We start from the raw sequence: 23,370 nt of genomic DNA, 5'->3' as shown, positions 1-23,370 counted from the left end.
GAACCAGGGCGACCACGTGACCTTCCGATGGGCAGGATTGATGCCACGCATAATGCTTTCGGCCGGGTTGCGGCTGCCATGGCGGACCTCTCCGACAAAATGGCTACGCGCCCTTAGGACTTACGACTTTCGGTGGTGCGGACAATCATCCCAATGACCAGCTGGTGCTTTTGCTCCAGCGTGAAATTCTGCGATCGACGACGAAGCATTTCGCAACATGCCGTCATCCATCGCAGGACAACCCGGAGAACGATAATGATTGACCGCGAGGCACAGGCAGACGCAATTGGCGCAGCAAGCATGCATTACGATCGCAATCTTTGCCTTCATCACATGCTGCGCGAACAGGCCAGGGCCGCACCGGAAGCAACAGCTCTTGTTTCCGGCGATATCCGTATTACCTATCGTGACCTTGATCGCATATCCGATGCGCTGGCGTTGCATTTGATAAAGGTAGGTGTCCACAAGGCCGACATCGTCGGCCTTTTCCTGCCGCGCAGCATCAATGCGATCATTTGTACCCTGGCCATACTGAAAGCCGGCGGCGCCTATCTCCCGCTCGACCCAGCCTTTCCGGTGGAGCATCTCGACTTCGTCATCGCGGAATGCGCTCCCAAGGTCATTTTCGTCGACTCCGCCCATGGCGAGAAGCTGGCCGGCGTGCCGAGCATGAACGGCAAGGTCATCGAAGCGGATGCCATGATCGCGGAAATGGCACATCGGCCCGGCGCGACCATGCCGTCCATTGAGATAACGGGCGGCGATCTCGCCTATATCATGTACACATCCGGCTCAACCGGTCGGTCCAAGGGAACGATGATCAGCCATCGCAGTATTTCGCGGGTCGTTCTCGATCAGAACTATATCGAATTCCACCGCGATGACGTCGTCCTGCACACGGCCACCATCTCCTTTGACGCATCGACATTCGAAATCTGGGGTGCGCTCCTCAACGGCAGCACCTTGGCGGTCATGCCCGATACCGATTTCTCGATTTCACGGCTGTCCGATTTCATGCGGGAGACGGGTGTCACTATCGCCTTCCTGACGACGGGGCTATTCAATCTCTTCGCCGATCACGCCCGCGCGACCCTGCCGAAACTTCGTCATATCCTCTTCGGAGGCGATGTCGGTTCGGCCGTCCACGCTCGCCGTTTCCTGGAGCACTATCCCGGCTGCAGGCTCACCAATGCCTATGGGCCGACCGAGACGACCGTCTTTGCCACCGCTTTTCAGGTTCTGCCAGGCTTTTCGGGCACTGAGCTACCGATCGGTAAGGCAATCGCTCATACCGGAATCGCGATATTAGACGAGGAATTGCGTGTTGTTCCTCCAGGCATTGAAGGCCAATTGGCGATATCGGGGGACGGCCTCGCCATCGGCTATTTCAAGCGACCGGAGCTGACGGAACAGAAATTCGTCACCATCGAAACCAAGGATGGCGTGACGCGCTTCTATCTGACGGGCGACGTGGCCTGCCTGAAGCCGGATGGCACCGTCACCTTCAAGGGCCGCCGCGACCGGCAGATCAAGATCAACGGCAAACGCATTGAACTCGATGAGATCGAGGCAGCACTTCGCCGTGATCCGCGCCTTGCCGACGGGATCGTGCTTTGCCACATGCAGGGCGAGAACCTCAAGCGCATCGTTGCCTATCTGTGCCCGAAGGAAAGCCATGTGGGCGTGGGCGCCGATCTGGCGCAGGGCGTCATGGCGACACTGCGCGCGGCTCTTCCCGCCTATATGATCCCGAATGCCACGGTCATCGTTGACGCCTTGCCGCTGACGCCGGCCGGTAAAGTCGATCGTTCGAAATTGCTGCCGCCTCCGGTTGAAACCCAGACAAAGCCCGCCGATGTCAGGAGCCGGACGGAGGAACTGCTGACGACGCTATGGCAAGACGCATTGGCGCTCGAAAGCGCCGATCTCGATCGGAACTTCTTCGATCTCGGTGGCACGTCCCTTCAGCTGATGGAAATTCATGCCGGTCTCGAAGAGATGCTCGGTCACGCGATCGATGTGGTTGCGTTGCTGCGTCATCCGACCATTCGCGAACTCGCACTTCACCTGGATGGCCGCGCATCCGGCCCAACCCGTCTTGCCGCCGCGGCGCAGCGTGCCGCGCTGCAGAAAAAGGCGATCTCTCATATCCGCAGGAGCTCCTTATGAAAGGGAATCACCAGGACAATGGCAATCAGCGTGATTTCGAAGACAATGAGGATCTGAGCGAGCAAATTTCCGGGCATATCGCCATTATCGGCATGTCCGGCCGCTTTCCCGGAGCCCCCTCGGTGCAGGCGCTCTGGCAGCTTGTACTCGAAGGAAAGAACGCCTTTTCGCTTTTTTCGCCGGATGAGATTGAAGACGCTTTTACCGATGAAGAACGGGCACAGCCGAATTATGTCGCCGCAAGGCCCCATCTCGACGGTGCCGATATGTTCGACGCCGAGTTCTTCGGCATGTTTCCGCGCGAAGCCGCCGTTACAGATCCGCAGCACCGGATCTTCCTCGAAATATGCTGGGAAGCCCTCGAGGACGGCGGCTACGATCCACAGCGCTATGACGGCCTGATCGGGGTTTTCGCCGGCTCTTCGATGCCGACCTACCTGATCAACAATGTTCTGCGCGATCGCGCCAAGGCGGAGGAATTCACGTCGAACTATCAGATCGGCTGCTTCCACGAGCTTGTTGGCGCGCTCAACGACACGCTGGCGACCCGTATCGCCTATAAATTCAACCTGCGCGGTCCGGCTTTCACCGTGCAATCCGCCTGTTCAACCTCGCTCCTCGCGGTTTCCCAGGCATGCCAGAACCTGCTGACCTATAACTGCGACATGGCTCTGGCCGGCGGCATCTCCGTCACCATTCCGCAAAAGCGAGGCTACATCTACCAGGAAGGCGGCATGGCCTCACCCGACGGAACCTGCCGGCCGTTCGATGCCAACGCCGCCGGAACGGTTTTTGCCAGCGGGGCGGGCGTCGTCCTCCTGAAGCGGTATGAGGACGCGCTCAAGGACGGCGATCACATCCATGCGGTCATTCGCGGCTATGGCATCAACAATGACGGCAGCGACAAGGTCGGCTTCACGGCACCGAGTGTGGAAGGCCAGGCCGAAGCGATTGCCACGGCTCTCGCAAATGCGGCCGTCGATCCCTCGACCATCGGCTATATCGAATGCCATGGCACGGCGACGCCGCTTGGCGACCCCATCGAATTCAACGGATTGACGCGCGCCTTCGCGCAGGATGCGTCGCAGCCAGCCCGCTGCGCGCTCGGATCGGTCAAGGGCACCATCGGTCATACCGACGCGGCGGCCGGCGTGACAGGCCTCATCAAGACGGCCTTGGCCCTGCGCAGCGGGAAAATCCCGCCGATGCCCAATTATCAGCGGCCCAATCCCCGCATCGATCTTGAGAAAAGTCCTTTCTACATTCCAGTAACGGCAACCGAGTGGCCCCGGGGACAGGCGCCACGAAGGGCGGGTGTCAGCGCTTTCGGCGTAGGCGGAACAAACGTTCACGTCGTTTTGGAGGAGCCGCCCTACCCGCCGGCTCAGTCGAAAGAGGTAGAGGGCCACTACATTCTCCCCCTTTCGGCTCGCAGCAAGCCGGCGCTTGCCGAGATGCGCACCAATCTGAGTGATCATCTCGCCGAAAACCCGAAACTTTCAATGGCGCAACTGGCCCACACGCTTCAAGCCGGACGACGCGAGTTCGGCCACCGGCTGGCCGTTGCCGCCGAAAATGTCGAGGAAGCGATCCTCAAGCTGACGACGGAGAGCTATCAGCCGCTCACCGCCGCCGATCAGCCGTCCGTCGCCTTCATGTTCCCAGGCCAGGGCGCGCAATATGTCGGCATGGGTGCCGGGCTTTACCGCTCGGAGCCGGAGTTTGCGCGCTGGATCGACCGCGGTTCCGAGCTTTTGAAGATAACGCTCGGGCTCGATCTGCGCGACTACATCTGCCACACCGGCCCGGCGACGCAGGCCATCACCGATGAGCAGCGCGAAACCCGCATCGCGCAGCCCTGCCTCTATCTCGTCGAATATGCGCTTGCCCGATTGTGGCTCAGCCGCGGCGTCAAGCCGTATGCCATGATCGGTCACAGCGTTGGCGAGTTTGTTGCCGCTACGCTCGCCAACGTCATTTCGTTCGAGGATGGCCTCCGTCTTGTGGCCAATCGCGGCCGGTTGATGCAGCATCAGCCGCAAGGCGCGATGGTATCCGTTCGTGCCGATGCCGCAACGACGGCCTCCTACCTGCGCGGCGCGGTGGAGATCGCCGCGATCAACGCCCCGAAACTCTGCGTCATCTCCGGTCCGTTTGCCGATATCGAAATGGTTTGCGCGGCACTTTCGGAAGCTGAGATCGCCTTCAGCCGGCTGCACACATCGCACGCCTTCCATTCCGCCATGATGAACGATGCGGCTCTGGCGCTACGCCAGGAGACCGAGAAGGTCACCTACGGTACGGCCACCATACCCTTCATCTCCGGGGTGACGGGCGATTGGCAGACGGCTGAATTGGCGACCTCGCCGGATTACTGGGCCATGCATTGCCGCGACGCCGTTCGCTTCGCCGATGGGCTTGCGACGCTCTGCCGCGACCGCAAGCCGGTTCTTCTCGAAGTGGGGCCAGGACGCACACTGTCGGTCTTTGCCGCCCAGACGCTCGCACGCGACAGTCTTGCCGCAGTCGTACAAAGCCTGCCCGAACATGACCGGGCCTCGGCCGCCGCGGCAACGCTTGCAGAGGCTCATGGAAAGCTGTGGATGGCCGGCTGCCGCCTCAACTGGCCGGCTCTTCCATCGGTGTCACGGCAGCGGCTGTCCCTGCCAACCTATCCCTTCCAGCGGCAGCGCCACTGGATCGATGCTCCGTCATCCGCCCGTCGCGCATCGACCCAGCGCCCGAATGCCGAAGCAGACACTCGGCCAGCCGCCGAGCCCTTTGTCTCTGACGTCAACCTTACCGGGGAGAATCGAGCAATGAATGTTGCAGCACCCATTCCCACCTCCAACCGTCTGCCGCAATTGGAAGCGGCTCTTCTGACCTTGCTCAGCGACATGTCGGGCGAAACGCTCGGGCCGGACGAGCGAGCAGCAACCTTCCTGGAGCTCGGCTTCGATTCCCTCTTCGTCGGCCAGTTCGCGCAGCGCATCGAGAAAGACTTCAAGGTCAAGATCTCCTTCCGGGAACTGCTGAGCGATATTCCCTCCGTTGCCGATCTGGCTGTTTATCTCGATCGTCAAATGCCACCGGATGCAGTAAAGACGGCTGAACCATTGGCCGCGACCCCCATCGCTGCTGCGGCGGCGCCTCCCATGCCGGTTTCGACGCCGATGCCGATCATTGCGCCTGCTCCACAGGTCGCATCGATCCCGGCTGGAGCATCGGATCTCGCCACGGTGCTGCAATCGCAGATCCAGATGGCGCAAAGCCTGTTTTCCCAGCAATTGCTGATGCTGCAGGCCATGCAGGGCGGAGCTCCGGCTGCCGCAGTACCAAGTGTGCTGCCCGCAGCACCCATCGTGCCGGCGCCGCAAGCTGCAGCGAGCCAGCCCTCCTCCCCGTCGGCTCTGGTGGCTCCCGCAGCACCTGCCGAAAGCGATTTCGGCACCGAGCGCATCAAGCTTTATCGTCCGAACGCCAAAAGCGTGACATCGGAGATTTCCGCCGCCAAGCAGGGTTTCATCACTGATCTCACCAGGGCCTATGAAACCAAGAATGCCAAGTCCAAGGCCTTCACGCAGGAGCATCGCGGATATCTGGCCGACCCCAGATCCGCATCGGGCTTCCGCGCCGATTGGAAGGAGATGGTGTTCCCAATCGTCTGCGACCACTCCAAGGGAGCCTATATCTGGGATATCGACGGCAACCAGTATGTCGACCTGGTCAATGGCTTCGGACAGACGGCCTTCGGCCACGCACCGGATTTCGTAATCGACGCCGTCAAGGCTCAAGCCGATCGCGGATTTGCGATCGGTCCGCAGACGCCTCTTGCCGGCGATGTCGCAAGGATGATCGCCGATGTAACCGGCCACGAGCGGGTAACCTTCTGCAATACCGGCTCGGAAGCGGTCATGGCCGCGATGCGGATTGCGCGCGCCGTCACCGGCCGCGATCGGGTCGTCGTCTTTGCCAACGATTATCACGGCCAGTTCGACGAGGTTCTGGTCAAGGGCCGCAATCGCGCCGACAAGCCGATTGCCCTGCCGGTCGCCTCCGGCATTCCGTTGGCCTCCGTGTCGAACATGACGGTCCTGCGTTATGGCGCGCCGGAGAGCCTCGATTTCATCCGCGCCAATGCAACCGATATAGCGGCTGTCATCATCGAACCGATTCAGAGCCGCCATCCGGAACTGCAGCCGCGCGAATTCGTCCGGGAATTGCGTGATGTCGCCACTCAATTCGAATTCGCCCTCGTCTTCGACGAGGTCGTCACCGGCTTCCGCGTCGATCCCGGCGGGATGCAGGCGATCTGGGGCATCAAGGGCGACATGGCGACCTATGGCAAGGTCGTGGGCGGCGGTATGCCGATCGGCGTGCTGGTCGGCAGCCCGCGTTTCATGGACGCCCTCGACGGCGGCCATTGGACCTACGGTGATAATTCCGTTCCCATGACGGCACCGACATTCTTTGCCGGAACCTTCGTCCGTCATCCGCTGGTGCTTGCCGCCGCCGAGGCCGTGTTGCATCATATCAAGGGAGAAGGCTCCGCCCTCTACGACCGTGTCGCAGAGCGAACGGAGGCGCTGGTTGCCGAGATCAAGGCCGATCTCGCCAGGCGCGGCATCGCGGATGTCGTTCATGGCTACAAAAGCTGGTTTGCCACCGACTTCTCCAGTCAGGATCCGCTCGGCGCGCTGTTTTATGCGCAGATGCGACTGAATGGCGTCCATATACAGGACGGTTACCCCTGCTTCCTGACGACAGCCCACAGCGAGGACGACTTCCGCTCCATCGCGAAAGCCTTCCGCGACAGCCTCGACGCCATGCAGGCCGTCGGTATATTCACCGCGATCAGGGAGCCAACCCTATCGCCAATGCCGGTACAGGCATCCGAGGCAAGGCCGCAATCCGCGCCGCTGACGGAAGCGCAGACGGAAATATGGCTTGCGGCCCAGGCGGGCGACGAAGCCTCCTGCTCGTTCAACGAGTCCTTCTCGCTGGCGTTGGAGGGGACCCTGGACGAGACAGCCTTCCGGCGGGCGTTCGATACGGTCATTGCCCGTCACGACGCCTTCCATATTCGCTTCGATCGCGGCGGCGAGTATTTCCGCTTCATTCCGGATTTCAAGCTCGACCTGCCGCTCCTTGAAGACATCGATGACCAAGGCCTTGCCATTCTCATCGACGATGATGCCCGTACGCCCTTTGACCTGATCAACGGCCCTCTTGTCCGCGCCAGCATCATCAGGTTGGCCCCCGAAAAGCATGTGCTGGTCTTTACGGCTCATCACATTATCTGCGACGGCTGGTCTATAAACACTTTCATCGAAGAGCTGGCGACGGCCTATAAAGCCTATAGCGTCGGAAATGTTCCGGAATTCCAACCGGCACTTTCCTTCGCCGCCTATTCGATCGACCTTTCGCCCAGGCCGGAGAAATCGCAGGCGACCGAGCAATTCTGGCTCGATCAGTTCAAGACGGTTCCCGATCTTCCCGATCTGCCGCTGGATCGCCCGCGGCCGGAATATCGCAGCTTTGCCGGCGGCAGCTGCACCGGCTATATCGATGCCGACGTCTACAAGGCGCTGAAGAAGAAGGGGGCAAAGTCGGGCGCCACGCTATTTTCGACGCTGCTGGCGACCCTCCAGGTGATGGTATCACGACTGTCGGGCCAGGACGATATCGTCATCGCCATTCCGTCGGCCGGTCAAAGCCTGCTTGACGGCCAGATCCTCGTCGGCCATTGCGTCAATCTGCTGCCGTTGCGTCAGGCTGTATCGCTCACAGAGCCGTTTGCGGCGCATCTGAAGGCAACGCAACAGCTCGTCTTTCAGGCTTTTGAACATCAGGATTACACCTACGGCACGCTGGTGCGCAAACTCGATACCAAGCGTGATCCACGCCGCCTGCCGCTCACCGAGATCCAGTTCAACCTCGAGCGCATGGCCGGCGGATCGTCCTTTGGTGATCTAACGCCGAGCATCGAGCCGAATGCAAAGGCCTTCTCCAACTTCGACCTGTTCTTCAACATGATCGAGGCGAGCGACCACATCCGCATCGATGTCGACTATAACGCCGATGTCTTCGACCGCGCGACCGTGGAACGATGGATCGGCCATTTCTCGACGCTGGCGGCAGCCTTGGCCAAGGACATGGATCACAAGATCGGCGAGCTGCCTCTGCTTTCCGCGGCCGAGAAGTCCTGGCTGATCGACGATCTCAACCGGACGGCAATGCCTTACGATCATGATCAATTCGTCTTCTCGCTCTTCTCCGCGCGTGCGGCCGAACATCCGGATGCCGTTGCGGCTCAACATGACGGCCAGTCGATCACTTACGGTGAGCTGGAAACTCGATCGAACCAGCTGGCTCTCTACCTCCAGATGGCGCTTCCCGAACCCGGCCAGCGGATTGCTATATTGGTCGAGCGTTCGCTGAACATGATCGTCGCCCTCCTCGCCGTCATGAAAGCGGGGCATACCTACGTGCCGATGGATCCGGCGCATCCGGAACCACGCTTGCGGCAGACGCTGGAAATCGCCCGCATCCGCGGCCTGATCTGCGACAGCGACGACATGGCTCGGCTGGCGTCGACGGATATCCCTGTTATCCGGCTCGATCAGGATGCCAAGGCGATCAACTCGATGACGGGCCTCCCCCTGAAGACCCTGCCCGTCGATACCACAGCATCGGCCTACATCATCTTCACATCCGGTTCCACCGGCACGCCGAAGGGCGTGGAGGTCTCGCATCGGTCCCTGACGAACTTCCTGCTCTCCATGGCGAAGGAACCTGGCTTCGGTGCGGATGACACGCTTGTCGCAGTCACGACCATCTCGTTCGACATAGCCGGTCTGGAACTTTACCTGCCGCTGATATCGGGCGGAAAGGTCGTCATCGCCAGCCGGAGCCAGGTCCAGGACGGCTTCGAACTGGTCAAGCTCATCGACGAACACGATGCCACGGTGCTGCAGGCAACGCCTACGCTTTGGCAGATGCTGGTGGAAGCGGGCCTGAAGGACCGGCCGGCGCTGAAAATGCTTTGCGGCGGCGAACCCCTACCCAAGGAACTGGCGCGATCCCTACTTCAAATCGGTGGCGAGCTCTGGAACATGTACGGCCCGACGGAAACGACGATCTGGTCGTCGCTGCAGCGCATCACGGATGCGGATCAGCCAATCACGATCGGTCATCCGATCGCCAATACCCAGCTCTTCATCCTCGACCAGAGCGAGAATATCGCGCCGGTCGGTGTCATTGGCGAGCTGCACATCGGAGGCGACGGGCTTGCCGAAGGCTACTTCGATCGTCTCGATCTCACCGAGAAGGCTTTCGTTCCGCATTGCTTTGCCATCGGCAGGCCGATGCGGCTTTATAAGACCGGTGATGTCGGGCGACGGCTTGCCGATGGGTCGCTGCAGCTACTCGGGCGGCGTGACCAGCAGATCAAGCTGCGCGGCTTCCGCATCGAGCTTGGCGACATCGAAGCCGTCATCTCCAAGGTGGAAGGCGTGCGCCAATGTGCGACCGTCGTCGCCGAAAACGCCAGGGGCGATCGTTCCTTGGTCTGCTACATCGTGCCGACCGCGGAGGGCGGCGAAGCACTTGCGGCCGATATCGCGGCGCATGCCAAAGCCAATCTGCCGGCGCATATGGTGCCGAGCTTCTGGGTGATGGAGAGCGAGCTGCCGCAGACCGGCAACGGGAAGCTCGACCGCAAGACCTTGCAGCAGCGCGGCGTGCCGCAGCGTGTTGTCGCGCCAACCAAGGTCCAGCCGAAAACCGAGATGGAACAACGGCTGCTGGCGATCTGGCAGGATGTGCTCAACCTCGGCGACATCGGCATTGACGACAATCTCTACGCGCTGGGTGCCGATTCACTTGCCATATTCCGTATCGCCGCCCGCATGCGCGACAACGGGCTGTCGCTCGAGGCAAAGCATCTATTGCGTCATCCGACGATCGCCGCGCTGGCAGCCTTTGCCGACGCCCAGGGAGGGGATCCATCCGATGCCGTGCATCTCCACATTCCATCACTGCGAGATTTTCGTAACGGCGCGCGCCGCGGCCTGGGGGCATCTCTATGAGTACAGTCGATAACAGCCCAAGCGGTTCGCTTGCCGAACCGCAGATCATCGGTGAATTTCCTTGTACGCAGACACAGCTTCGCTGCTGGATTCTCGATCAGCTCAATCCCGGCAACCCCGCGCTCAATGTCGCGGTTCGATGGGAGATCCGGGGGGTATTCAGGGTCTCGACCCTTGAAGCAGCCTTTCGAAAGATCATTCAGCGTCACGAGATCCTTCGAACGCGCTTCATCGAGAGGAATGGCAGGCCCTTCCAGCAGGCCGTCAGCGACGTCAACTTCAAGATGTCGGTGATCGATCTGCGCGGCATGCCGCCCGAGCAGCGCCAGGCGCGGATCCTGTCGATCGGCGAGGAGACGGCGCGGGCGCCATTCGATCTCAGCGCGCCGGGCCTGTTCCGCGTCACACTGCTGATGGCGGAAAACGAGCGCGGCTTCCTGCTGATCACGGCCCATCAGAGCTGCTTCGACGGCTGGTCGATCCGTGTCCTCGGGCGAGAGGTCGGCGAAATAGCCGCCGCAATCGATGCGGGGCGTGCACCGGTCCTGCCCGAGCTGCCCTTGCAATATGGCGACTATGCCCTCTGGCAGCAGGAATATCTGCAGAGCTACGGCTTCGAGACGGAAAAAACCTTCTGGCGCGAAACTCTGCTCGGCGCCCCTTATTTCGAGGTCATTTCCGACCGGCCTCGCGGTCAGGTTAAAACCAATCGCGGTGATATTCTCTCCATTGTCCAGCCACTCGCCTTCACCGATCGCATGGATGCGGCCGCGCGCGCTCATTGCGTCTCGCAATATAGTTTCGGCGCTGCCGTCCTCAGTGCGGCCCTTCATCGGTTGACCGAGGCTCCGACCGTGCTCTTCGGCTCGCAGATCGCCGGCCGTGAACATAGCGATCTGGAGGATATGATCGGCGTCTTCATCAACAATCTGGTGCTGCGTTTCGATTTCGGCTCCGATGTCAGCTTCGCCGAACATATTCGTTCCGTCAGCGCGACGATCGAAGGGGCGCTGAACCATCAGCGCATGCCGTTCAACAAACTCGTGGAACTGGTCAATCCGGTGCGCGATCCTGCGCGCAACCCGCTGATCTCGGTCAACTTCAATCTGCAGAAAGCCTTTCTTGAGGATCGTCGCTACGGCGGCTTCGAGCTGATCAGCTCGCCCTCGCAATCCCCCGGCGTCATCTACGACCTAAGCTTCATCATGATCGGACGGCCGACAGGCTGGCGTATGTCGATCGAATACAATGCCGACCTTTTCGAAGCCAGCACCATCGAAAGCCTCCTGCAACTATGGAGGAACGCTTATGAAATTGCTCTCGATCGCCCTGAGGCGCCGCTTTCTTCGCTCATTGCGCCGGACCGGCACGTGGCAGCTGCCGCCGAGACTGCGCCGATGGATGGCGCCGTCACAGGCAAATCGCCGCCGAATACGCGAATGGAAGCGCTTGCTGAAATCTGGAAGGAAGTCCTACAGGTTCCGCAAATACGCCCGGATGATGATTTTTTCGCGCTCGGTGGCCATTCGCTTCTCGCGCTCCGGCTTCTATCGGAAACACGCGCAAGATTTGATGCAAGCCCGACATTGCAGCTTCTATTCAAACAGCCGACGTTTGCGGGCTTTGCAGCTGCGGTCTTCAACAGCGAGGAGATCGAGAAACCGCGGGAAAAAGCAGTAAACCCGTGGGAGTTGATTACCTGCAAACATGGGGTGGGGACCGGGGCGGTCTATACCCTCAACCATCCATTCCTGTACTACCGTCTTGCCAATGAATTGCCGGACGAGATTTCGGTATACAACGTCAACATGTTCCACGCGGATCTGACGGGCGGCCTGGACGGTCTCAGCATCGAGGATATCGCCAGCCATGCGATCGATGCCATGCGGATCGACAAGGCCGCGGACCGCATTGCCATCGTTGGGCTCTGCGTCAATGGCGTCCTCGCGATGGAAATCAGCCGGCAATTGCGCGAGAGAGGCATAGATGTCGGCATCACGGCCATTATCGATGCCTGGGCTCCAGGCTATTTCGCCTCCCTGCCGAAGCGGGAGCAAGCGCGATGGCATCGGGAGCGGCGGCGCAAACGTCTTGCCTATTTCACCCGGAAACTGCTGTCCCGCCGTATCCGGCTGATCGACTATCTCAAGGAGTTCGAAGTCTCACTGGCGCTACTGAGGATCCTCGGCGTCAAGGCCGGTCAATACTCTCCGGAAGAAGAGGCGAACGAGGCTGTTACCAAATTGCTGGTGACGGCGGCTCGCCGCTATAAGCCGCCGCGGACAAGGGACGAAAGCGTCGTCCTGCTTCGAAGCAGTGCGACCCATCCTCGGGCGCGCAAAATGCGGTTTGGATGGGGTGAGGCGGTCGGAGAGGACTGCATGGTGGTCGATATCGACGGCTGGCATGAGGATTCGCTGACCAGCAACGGCATCCGCGACCTGGCGTCGACGCTCTCGGGAAAACTCACCGATGGCTAGAGCAATTCCACGAAAAGCGCATAGCGGCTTTCAGTCCGGAATTACGTGAAAACAAAAGGATAGAGCGCTTTCGCGACTCGAGAAAGCGCAAAGGCTTCAGGTAGCCGCCAATGCCTCGGACCATATCCGGCAAATGGTCGAGCCATAGAGGAAACAGTTATGAACGAGACCAAGCCATTGAGGGTCGGCATTCTCGTCGCGCGCGGACATGCGCTCGAAAATTGGGAGCTGATGATCCTGGATCGAATTCTGGCCGCCCCGGGCCTGGAGCTTGCAGCCGTGCTGACCCATCCTCATCCGTTCGGCGTCGGCAAGGCATCGAAGCTGTTGTCCTGGAGTGCGCGACTGGAGGCTCAGGCTCTAGCGCGTCAACCCGCCTATTTGCCAAAGCATTTCAATAGCCGCCGTCGTTTTGTCGACTGCTACGAATCCGATGGCGACAAGACGGGCGCTGTCGACAACATCACGGCGGCGTCGCTGCGCCGTCTGAAGCTCGACCTCGTCATCCGCATGGTTCCAATGAGCATGGCCGACGAAGCGATCGCGGCTCTCCCATTCGGGGAATGGGCCTTCAACCTCTCCGACCAGCGATCGGCGGATGTGGATTGGTACGGCTATGCCGAGATCCTTGCTCGCGCGTCGACTGCCGATCTGGTCCTTTATGCCAAGCGCGGTGGCAAGGCCGGCAGGTTCGAGATTGCGCGGGCGTCATTCAACATCAAGCCCAGTGCAGCGCGATTGAGTGCCTTCGTAAGGGAGCGAAGCGTTACCCTTCTGCTGCGGGAGCTGACGCGGCTCGCCGACACCAGGCGGTTCAACCCATCCGCTTTTGCTGGCTCGATCATCGAGCAGGCGCCATCGCCCGGCGATCTCTTTCGCTACGGCTGCATCGTTGCGGGATCGATCTCGGTCAAGGCCATCAAATCGATCAGGGCGAGACTCCGCGCCGAGTCGGCCATATGGACACTTTATACGGGACACGGTCACATCGATGATTTCGATCCGAGCAAGGCCGTGGAAATTCCACCTTCCGATAACAGGATCAAGGCCGATCCGTTCCTGTTTCAGGAGGATGGCAAATGCTACCTGTTCTATGAGGCCTATTCCCACGGCGACCGCAAGGCGCATATCGCGGTCGGCCGTTTCGACGGCGATGCGCTCACGCAGGTTGGGGTGGCGCTGGAGCGCCCCTACCATCTCTCCTATCCATTCATATTTCGCGATGGCGACCAGATCTTCATGATACCGGAAACGCATCAGGCACGGCGGCTCGAGGTCTGGCGCTGCCGTGAGTTTCCGGTGAAATGGGAGCTGCACGCCACTGCCTTCGAGGGCCAATCGCCGGCCGATAGCGTCTTGATCCGCCATGGCGGCAAATGGTGGCTATTCACCAACCTGTCGGATTTCCATGCCTATGAAGACCATTGCAGCGAGCTCTATCTGTTCGAAGTCGACGGCCCGGCGCTCACAGGCATAAGACCCCACAAACGAAATCCGGTCGTGATCGGGAGTACCGAGGCTCGAGGCGCAGGGCGCATCTTCGAACGTGGCGGCAGGCTGTTGCGGCCCTCGCAGCACAATGCATACGGCATTTATGGCTATGCTCTCAACATCATGGAGATCGAGAGACTCACGCTCGACGACTATCGTGAACGCCGCATTCGCACCATTACCCCGGCTTTCAAGGCCGGACTTCATGGTTGCCATCATTTCGATGCCGTCGACGGTCGCTACATTCTCGATGCGCGGCTGACCATCTGACTGATATTTCCATTGCGATAGCGCAGGCCTACCTGGTGCCCGCCGGTCGAGGCAACAACGGCGCCAGCGAAGTTGGCCGGTGTCGCAAGCTCCAGAATGGCCCAGTTTTGCGGTGCATCCTCGTCCCCCTCCAGCCGTTCCAATCGCGATTGCTTCGATCTGTCGAACGTGACATCGAAACTGTCGAGCGGCAGCGACAAGCCGGCACCATGGGCTTTGATGAACGCTTCCTTGCGCGTCCAGCAGCGATAGAAACCATCCAGGTAGCTGTCAGCCGGCAGAGATCGAAGCGTCTGATACTCCTTGCGAGAGAAGAACCATTTCGCAATATCTTCCCTCAGGAACCGAATTTCCTCGATATCGATGCCGAGTTCATAACGATCGGAAACAGCAAGAACAGCCCGGTCGGCGCTGTGGCTGAGATTGAAATGGATGGGACAAGCGCCGCCGATCGCGACGTAAGGCTTGCCGTTGTCGCCGTAGTCGAAGCCTATCGACCGCGGCGGAATGCCGAGATAGCGCCCGAGGATAACCCGCATTCCGGTCCTGGCGGCGACGAAACGATGCCTGTCCCGCTCATGGACGAAGCGAATGGTCCGAACGCATTCGTCGAGCGACAGCAATGTGATATACATGCCGAGATCAGGCAACGGCATGTCCAGCTTCCAGTGCCAGACATCGATTATGTCAGGCCCGATATTCTCCATGTCAGATCGTTGCGTAGAAGAGATTGGCGTTCTTCGATTTTGCCTGCCGTGACATCCGCCTCGCCATATAGGCGACCAACGCGACGGGATAGTTTTCTCCAAGGCTGATGCGGCAGCTGCGCTTCAGGATGTCAAGTGTCTGCGCGCAAAGTTCCGGTGTGTATTCGATCTTGCGATCGGTCCAGTGGAAGGGGTTCATCGCCGGATGGCCTGTGCGTTGCTGCAGAACAGGTTGCCAGTTGGTATAGACATGGCGGCTGGAATCGAACAGCCGATAGACACCGCGCTTGTTTTCCTCGGCAAATCGCTTGGCCTCGTCCGACGTCTCGAAGATGACGTGGAGGCCCGCCGCATTGCCGATATCGTTGTGGGGCCCCACCATGATCTGTCCGCTCTTGGCGAAGATTTCACTCATCACATCGTAGCGCTCACGCAAGCGGGCAATCATCGGATCAAGCTTTTTCAACTGCACGTTCAGCATGGCGCCTTGAATCTGGCTCGCCTTGAAATTCACCCCCAGCATGGGCGGTTCGTTGGCATTGTCGAGATGGCCGCGAAACATGGAGCCGATGTCGTGATACATCCGGGCGCGCGCAAACAGCCGCGCGTCGTTCGTGACAACGGCCCCGCCCTCCCCGCAATTGATGTTCTTGAACTGATTGAAGCTGAAGGCTCCGAAATCACCGATTGTCCCAACCCGCTTGGTCTTGTAATGCAATCCGACAGCCTGGCATGCATCCTCGATGACGACGAGGTTATTCTCCCGGGCAATGCGCATGATGCTGTCCATGTCGCATACCATGTTCGACATGTGGACCGGAATGATTGCCCTCGTCTGTGGCGTAATCTTACGCAGTATGTCCCGCGGATCCATCGTGAGCGTGTGGTCGATATCGACCAGGACCGGCACCGCGCCGGCGGCCAGTGGGGCGGCAGCGGTCGCGATCCAGGTATAGGCGGGCACGAGCACTTCATCCCCGGGACCGACGCCGGCGGCAACCAGCGCCGAGATCAATGCGCCGGTTCCGCTGCTGGTGGCCAAGGTATGGCGGACACCGAACTTGGTGGAAAAATCGGCTTCGAAGCGCCCGAGCGGGCCGCCGGTCTCGTCGCTGTAGCGTGCCAATTTGCCCGAGGCAAATACCGGCGCGAGCGCCAACCACTCCCGTAACCCCACCTTGGCCATGATCTTCGCTCCCAGGAAACTCGGCATTTGCTGGAGAGCCTAGCCTGTGATTGATGCATTTTCAGCATGGACTTCCGACTGAAAGAAGCGCCGGAACCGATCAGATCACCTATCCGAAATCGGTAGATATCGCGCCCGCCTATGCCAATCGAACAGTTATCCGCATGCTCGCGATGCTGGTAAAAACTAGGAAAACGAGCGGGAAAACGATCATGATAACCAGTGACTTGAGGTCTATGCCGGAAGGCATTGAAATACATGCCGATATTGCGATCGTCGGTGGCGGACCGGCCGGAATTGCGATCGCCCGCGAGTTGGTCGATACCCGCTTTCGGGTCATTGTCATCGAGAGCGGCGGCCAGGATTACGAGGCGGAAATACAGGCGCTGAATTCCGTCGAGAACATTGGCGAGCCATTCATGTCGGCGAATGCCGTGCCCGAAGGACGGGGCTATACCGGCGGATTGGCATGGCTGAACGATGTTCCCGCATTCGAGTTGCGAAATCGCATGCTTGGCGGCAGCAGCCATACATGGATCGGCAAATGCGCCGCCTTCGATGACATCGATTTCCTGAACCGACCGTGGCTTCCGCTCTCCGGCTGGCCGATCGATCGCGGGCAGCTGCTGCCTGCTCTCGATCGTGCCGGCAAACTGCTCAACCTCGGGCCGAACCTCTACGATGAAAGCCTTTTTGCGCTGCTTCGTTCACGCCCGGACGATCTTGGCCTGGACAAGCGGCTTCTGAAACCTTTCTTCTGGCAATTCAGCCACATGCGCCATCCGCGTGCCGAGCCGACGCGCTTTGCCCGACTTGCTGGCGATATCACGGCCGCGAACATAAGCTTCCTGACGCATGCCACGGTGACCGAGATCAATGTCGACAGCCAGGGCCATCGGGTGACCTCGCTCAATCTCCGGAGCGCCACCGGCCGCAGCGCGACTGTCCGTGCAAACACGATCGTTCTTTGCGGTGGGGGCGTCGAGAATGCACGCCTGCTGCTCGCATCCAATTCCCTTCTGCCGGCGGGCATAGGCAATGAGCATGATGTTGTCGGCCGCTATCTCTGCGACCACCCCCGAACATCGCTCTGCCGCTTCACGGGACGCGACATCGACGTGATCGCACGTCATTTCAATTTCTATGGCCTCAGCCACGAGGGGCGCACGCATTTCTATCTCAGGGGCCTGTCCCTAAGCCCTGAAATTCAGGCACAGGAAGGCCTTACCAACTGCGCCGCCTATCCGGTGCAGCTCCATGCTCGGGATGATCCCTGGGCGGCGCTGAAGCGCTTGACGAAGGGGGTGGGCAAGACCGTCATGGGAGATCTTGCAACAGTCGCGAGATCGGCTGATATGATCAGCTCGGGGCTCTACGAACGCCTCGTGCGCAAGCGCGGCCTGCCGCATCGCTCGACGGAATTGCGCTTCGACGTCATGGTCGAGCAACAGCTCGATCCCGAAAGCCGTATCATGCTCGCCCAACAGCGCGATCGCTTCGACCAGCCATTGCCGCGGGTCAACTGGAAAATCGGCCAACGCGAAATAGCCAGTGTCAAACGACTTGCAGGATTGATCTCGAAAGAATTCGTTCGCGTTGGCTTACCGAAACCAGTGCTGCCGGATTGGATCGCGGCGAGGGAGAACACCCAGCCCGTCTTCATGGATATGGCCCATCCTTCCTGCACCACCCGCATGGGAACCGATCCGCGAACGAGCGTCGTCGATACCAATGCCATGGTTCACGGCATCGATGGCTTGTTTGTTGCCGGCAGCTCGGTCTTCCCGACGCCGGGCCACGCCAATCCGACGCTGATGCTACTCGCCTTGGCTATCCGCCTTGCCGATCACCTCAAGCAACGGCACGCCTCCAAGCAATCGCACAGACCGGATCATCGGAACGAAGCGGACCTATCGCTCCATCGCGGCTAAAACCTTCCGCTCGAATCGCGAAAATGCTCCGGCCTTTTTGCGCGATTCCCGACGGAAAACCGCTATGCACTTTTCCCGGAATTATCCTAGCCCAGCCGAAAATAGAAACCGGCGCTCTCGCTACGGCCGAGTTCCGGGTGCGTGTCTATGGCGTGGGACAGGGAGGGAATGGACCAGCGGTCGACCTGCTTGTAGCCGAGCTTTGCGATATCGTCGATGAAGTCCGCCTCGTTGCGCATGTGATAGGGGACATAGGACCTGCCGATGCGTTCCAGCGTGACGACCGTGCCGCCCTTGCGGAGCGCAACCTTGTTGAGGATCAGGTGCTGCGGCCGGGAGGGCATTTGCGATAGCAGTCCGGACAGCGGCATATCGAGATATTGCATCAGCCCCGATCCAAGCAACAAAGGCATCTCGCCGGCATCTCCAATCCGATCGACAAAGGACAGGCTCGTCAGGCCTTCCTTCTCGGCAAGGCTCTGCCCGGCGCGGACGATGGCCGGCAGATCGTAGACGACCCAGCGAAAAGCGTCGTCGAGCGGCAGCAGGGGACGGAAGGCGCGATATTTCGTGCCCATGTGCCCACCAGCATCGACGAGGCCATCGATCTCGTGCAGCAAATTGCGGACCCAGAACAGCACCGGATAATCCCAGGGGGCCACCTCACACATTTTGACGAAGGCGACGGTTGCGATCTCGTCATGATCGTAGCCAGCCATGGTCTGCCTGCGGGCGGCGGCCATGGCGGCGTCATAGGTGTCATAGGCGCCGGTAAACCGCCGTGGAAAGGGCAAGAGATAATTCAGCCTTCCTCTGGCAAGGCGCAGTGGCGAAAGCCCTTGAGCGGCCGCCTGTGCGGCGCTCTTCAAGGCCGAGCGCGCATGCGCCGACCATGACGCATTGGATTGCAACGAAGCCGTCATCCTGCATCCCCCTATCTAAATCCATCCTGTCGTTGCCGGTCACCGCCTGCCCGAGAGAATCGAAACCGCACCTCCGCTCATCTTCTCCAGAGCAAGTAACGTGCAGACATAGATTGCACCGCCCGAGACCACCTGCAGCAGTACAGTCAATACGCGCTGCATGCTGAGCGATCCGGCGAAATAGCCGAGCCCGTAAACCGCCGACGCCATCAACACCACGGCAACGGCAAGATAACCGCTCTTGCGCAGCACACGTCCCCACCGAAGGCCGCCATAGTTCTTTTGCAGGTGCATCGATGTTAAAAAGGAGATCAACGACGCCAGACACTGTCCCCAGGCGGCAGCGGCCACGCCGAAAGGCGCCAGAAGCAGGATCAGGGAGACGGAGACCACCGCATTCAACAGCAGGGTGGGAGGCATGCGCCTGATATTGCCCGACAGGGATAGCAGGGCTTCCGTGACGTAGCCCGGCATCAACAGGATCTGTTTTATCGACAGGATCGCGACCAGAATCGCCGCTGGCGCCCATTTTTCGCCGAGGACGATGTCGATCAAATCGGACGATATGAGCGAAAGGCCGAGATAGATCGGCGTCGAAATTGCCATGAGAACCGTCATGAAGATCGTTGCGGAAGGACCGGCGTCGCGAACCTGCCTTCCGTCCGCTCCGATCACGATCGCGGCGCGGCGAAACAAGGTCCAGGCCAGCATTCGCGCTGGTTCGCCGATGAGTTCGGAAAATGCCGCGACGATACGTTCCGCGACACGATAATAACCTGCCTCCGCGAGGCCCAGAAAGCTGCCGATCGCGAGCGTTCCGGAATAGGATCGCAGAAAGAGGATCAGCCGGTTCGACAGAATATGGCTGGAAAATTCGAGAATCTCGCGCGCGAAAGGCCAGGTGAGATGCAGCTTGGGACGCCAGCCAAGCACGGCCACCGAGCCGGCAAGACAAACGAGCTGCGAAACGAGCCGGCCGGCCGCGAGCGAAAACACGTTCCAGCCGAGCCACAGCCCAAGCATCGTAGCGCTAAGCCCGGCAACTTCGCTTGCCATCCGGATGGTGGCCTGCTTGCGCAGCAGGCCACGTGCGACCAACAACCCATCGTAAACCGCGTAAAGGGACGATGGCAAAAACCAGCAGCTGAAAAGAACGAGGAGTAGCGCTTCATGCGGCCTGCCGAAAAGGAGCCAGGCAATGGCGGAAGCAAGCAGCCCGACGATCGTCACGAGCACCCCGGCGACGATCGAAAGCGTGCCGATCTGGTCGAGCTCGCGATCCGTACACTCGGCCTTCATGACGAACTCGCCCCATCCGCCTTCTGAGATCACGACGAGCATGACGACAATAGCGGAACTGAACGCGTAGAGACCGAATTCGGCCGATTCCAGCACACGGGCGGCGACGAGGAATATGAGAAGCTGGACGACCTGAGATACGACTTTCGAAACGAGCGTCGAGGCTCCATCGCCGACGATCGCGGGCATGCGGGCGCGTAGCCAGTAACGTATGCTCGTCCAGACGGCACGCTTGGGGCGAAGCGGAAAGTTATCCATCAGCGCACCGTCGCGGCAAGTAAATACGAGCATAGGCGGCCTTCGCATCGCCCGGTTGAGAAATCCCATTGAAGTGTAACATGATAATCCACAGTTGTTTCCAGCCTTGCACCAGATAAAGTCTATAGTGTTCCCATTCAGGACATGATTCCGTGCAATGAAGCGCTGCCTGCAAGCGGGGTGCGCCGGAATTATTCGATTTTCCATCAGAGAAATTATTACCCTGAACGTCAGGGTCCGATGGAAGTTCTCGGCAATAGAAGAGGGGCTTGCCGGCAATCGTCATGAAACACCACGCAGAGCCGCTTATGAAAGACGAAAACCATGATCGCATCGCCCCGGAACGGCCGGGTGGATTGCGCCAGAAACTTTTGCTTCGTTGGATTCTGGTGATTTTCTGCCTTGTCGTCTGGATTGCCGTAGCCGCTTTTTTCATTTGGTGAGACGTTCTTTTTCGTTGCGTGCAAGCAGCACGACGCCAACCGTTTTTACGAGAATTGCAAAATCGGTGCGCAAGGAACGGCTATGGAAGTAATCCAGATCAAACTGGATACGCTCCTCGTAAGTGGTATCGGCATGGCGGTTGACCTGCCAGAGGCCCGTGATCCCCGGCCGCAGCCCCAGATAACAATAGAGATTGGCTCCATAGCGATCGAGCTCCGCGGCAACGACAGGTCGAGGTCCGACCAGGCTCATCTCACCGCGCTGAACGTTCACCAGTTGTGGTAGCTCGTCGGCGCTGCTCATGCGCAGGTATTTCCCGAGCCAGTGCACGCGAGGGTCGTTCGTCAGCTTCTGTGTCGATAGCCACTCCTGCTTTCGCGTTTCGTCACGTGCCAGTAGTTCCGCCAGCTGCCGATCGGCATCCTTGCGCATCGTGCGGAATTTCAGGCAGTCGAACGGGCGTCCATCGCGGCCGACGCGCGTATGGCGATAGATGACGGGCCGGCCGTCGACCAGAAGCAATGCAATCGCGATGACAAGCAGCGCCGGCGCCAGAAACAACAGCCCGAGCCCAGAAAGAACAAGGTCGACAATACGCTTGGCGCGTCCCCTTCGTTCCGCCCGCTTCGCCTCGCGGCGAGATCGCTCGCGATGGGCAATGCTGTCAAAAGTCGATAACATCTTCCGGACCCCTCACCACCATCATGCTTCCTTCAAAGGCTGCCAGCTGCCCCAATCCTTGACAATTGACCCTGCGGACATTGGGTTAGTCCCATTGGCGTAGGACGCCGGGCACAGAGCTACCCACAAGCCTCAGCCCGCTTCGTCGATCAGTCGATGGGCGGCTGAAAAGTCGTCGTCCAAGGTCGACCGCAAGTTCGTTCTGGCAGCGTTTGCGCGGTCGAGAACACGATCGTACAGGGTAAGCAATGCGTCGCGCCATGAGACAGGTGTGTGCGCCAGCTCGCCTGATCGGCGGAGGCAATTCACGCTCATCCGTCGAAGAAGTATGTCATCGCTGGCAAGCCGGCGCATTCCGCTTGCCAGCGTTTCCACCTTGCCGCCCTGAAAGGTCAGTCCGCATCCGAGCATCGCGAGTTCGTCGCCGAGAAGCGCGGTATCCGGCAAGATCACCGGTATGCCGCTCGTCACGGCCTCGAGCGCCGCCAATCCGAAAGGTTCCGGCACCCGGGAGGAAATGACGAGGGCGCGCGCGTCGCAAAGGATGTTCCGCATCTCACTCTTGGATTTCCAGCCGTGAATGACGACTTCGGGAAAGTCCCGCTCCAGCCGACCGCGGCCGGCGCCGTCGCCTATGATCTGCAGCTTTCCACCGGCAAGCCGCGCCGCGATCGCGGCATCTTCAAATCCCTTTTCCGGCTCCAGCCGACCAACAAAGAAGAAATCGCGCTTCTTCCATGGCTCCGTAGGATGATCGAGGAAGGGTTCGACCGGATTGCGAATTGCCTCGATATTGCCCATGTTGATCTGGCCGCGGGCGAAGTATTCGCGCATACGTTGATGTACGACGATGATATTGGCGGCAAATTGCTGGATGGGGTAATAATGCTCCCTCACCATATGGCGGGCCGATCTCCAGATCTTCTCGTGATAGCCGCGCTTGTCGCAGTTTGTCGCCAGACAGCCGAGCGACATCGGCGTCAGAGGGCAGACCTGGCTTCTCCGGTAATTGGCAAATCCTCCGTTCGGGCACGAGAGGAAATAGTCATGAGCGTGCAGGACGACTCGGTCCCGAACCGGCCATAGGGCGCGGAAAATCGACGGCGATAGGATCTTCGACCAGCCGTGGACATGATAAATAGTGCCCTTGGTATCGACGCGCGACATGAGAGCGCTCAAGCCTTCATAGGCCCGATGGCTATAAAGACCGCTGGCAAGTGCGCTGAGACGCGGCTGCTGCGTTAGCGGCTGTGCGGCCAGATTGATGGTGTCGGCCGCTGGCTGTTCGGAGCCGGCGCCATCGCCGGCGAAGTAGGTCACGGCTACCCCGGCTTCCTGCAGCAAAGTGGCCGAGAGCATCGCCAGATTCGATGCTCCGCCTATCCTGGCGGAGCGGTCGTTGATGATGACGACACGATCGAGGTCGGATGAGCGTGCCACC

12 protein-coding genes are annotated in these 23,370 nt (G+C 59.9%); 6 read left to right on the top strand and 6 right to left on the bottom strand.

Features of this window, described 5'->3' with window-relative positions; all coding sequences use genetic code 11:
• Nucleotides 1-255 precede the first annotated feature (255 nt).
• From JJQ51_RS25520 to JJQ51_RS25505, 4 genes are all read left to right on the top strand, one after another.
• A complete protein-coding gene (locus JJQ51_RS25520) occupies nt 256-2,169 on the top strand; it encodes a non-ribosomal peptide synthetase (protein WP_269245477.1) in 1,914 nt (637 codons plus the stop codon).
• Nucleotides 2,166-10,259, top strand: a complete 8,094-nt coding sequence (locus JJQ51_RS25515) for a non-ribosomal peptide synthetase/type I polyketide synthase (RefSeq protein WP_269245476.1) — start codon at nt 2,166-2,168, stop codon at nt 10,257-10,259. The genes JJQ51_RS25520 and JJQ51_RS25515 overlap by 4 nt, the downstream gene beginning before the upstream one ends.
• Complete coding sequence (locus JJQ51_RS25510) at nt 10,256-12,739, top strand: condensation domain-containing protein (protein ID WP_269245475.1); 2,484 nt, start codon at nt 10,256-10,258, stop codon at nt 12,737-12,739. Before JJQ51_RS25515 ends, JJQ51_RS25510 begins: the two co-directional genes overlap by 4 nt.
• A gap of 159 nt (nt 12,740-12,898) precedes the next feature.
• The gene (locus tag JJQ51_RS25505) at nt 12,899-14,500 is read left to right on the top strand and encodes a glucosamine inositolphosphorylceramide transferase family protein (RefSeq protein WP_145634326.1); all 1,602 of its coding nucleotides are present in this window, start codon (nt 12,899-12,901) and stop codon (nt 14,498-14,500) included.
• On the opposite strand, the gene JJQ51_RS25500 is transcribed toward JJQ51_RS25505, so the two are convergent.
• Entirely contained in the window at nt 14,470-15,207 is a 738-nt protein-coding gene (locus JJQ51_RS25500) for a 4'-phosphopantetheinyl transferase family protein (RefSeq protein ID WP_269245474.1), read from the bottom strand. The two genes, JJQ51_RS25505 and JJQ51_RS25500, sit on opposite strands and share 31 nt — an antisense overlap.
• 1 nt (nt 15,208) lies before the next feature.
• Entirely contained in the window at nt 15,209-16,393 is a 1,185-nt protein-coding gene (locus tag JJQ51_RS25495) for a DegT/DnrJ/EryC1/StrS family aminotransferase (protein ID WP_113353577.1), read from the bottom strand.
• 212 nt (nt 16,394-16,605) lie between these two features.
• Here JJQ51_RS25495 and JJQ51_RS25490 point away from each other — a divergent pair, with 212 nt between their 5' ends.
• A complete protein-coding gene (locus JJQ51_RS25490) occupies nt 16,606-18,324 on the top strand; it encodes a GMC oxidoreductase (RefSeq protein WP_269245473.1) in 1,719 nt (572 codons plus the stop codon).
• Nucleotides 18,325-18,410: 86 nt separating this feature from the next.
• Here the strand turns inward: JJQ51_RS25490 and JJQ51_RS25485 are convergent, their stop codons facing one another.
• Nucleotides 18,411-19,247 carry a methyltransferase, TIGR04325 family gene (locus tag JJQ51_RS25485; RefSeq protein ID WP_113395124.1) on the bottom strand — a complete coding sequence of 279 codons (837 nt, stop codon included), beginning with the start codon at nt 19,245-19,247 and terminating at the stop codon, nt 18,411-18,413.
• Between the two features lie 39 nt (nt 19,248-19,286).
• The gene (locus JJQ51_RS25480) at nt 19,287-20,837 is read right to left on the bottom strand and encodes an oligosaccharide flippase family protein (RefSeq protein WP_233789988.1); all 1,551 of its coding nucleotides are present in this window, start codon (nt 20,835-20,837) and stop codon (nt 19,287-19,289) included.
• A gap of 236 nt (nt 20,838-21,073) precedes the next feature.
• Here JJQ51_RS25480 and JJQ51_RS25475 point away from each other — a divergent pair, with 236 nt between their 5' ends.
• Nucleotides 21,074-21,247, top strand: coding sequence for a hypothetical protein (locus tag JJQ51_RS25475; RefSeq protein ID WP_162718440.1), 174 nt, complete (start codon nt 21,074-21,076; stop codon nt 21,245-21,247).
• On the opposite strand, the gene JJQ51_RS25470 is transcribed toward JJQ51_RS25475, so the two are convergent.
• The gene (locus tag JJQ51_RS25470; RefSeq protein ID WP_069615122.1) at nt 21,237-21,929 is read right to left on the bottom strand and encodes a sugar transferase; all 693 of its coding nucleotides are present in this window, start codon (nt 21,927-21,929) and stop codon (nt 21,237-21,239) included. The two genes, JJQ51_RS25475 and JJQ51_RS25470, sit on opposite strands and share 11 nt — an antisense overlap.
• 132 nt (nt 21,930-22,061) lie before the next feature.
• Complete coding sequence (locus JJQ51_RS25465) at nt 22,062-23,369, bottom strand: glycosyltransferase family 4 protein (protein WP_113353328.1); 1,308 nt, start codon at nt 23,367-23,369, stop codon at nt 22,062-22,064.
• Nucleotide 23,370: the final 1 nt, after the last annotated feature.

This window comes from Rhizobium sp. AG207R (assembly GCF_027109195.1).
Classification (GTDB): Bacteria; Pseudomonadota; Alphaproteobacteria; order Rhizobiales; family Rhizobiaceae; genus Rhizobium; species Rhizobium dioscoreae.
Note: the sequence above shows the minus strand (reverse complement) of the source record. Positions and strands in the feature narration are given on the sequence as shown.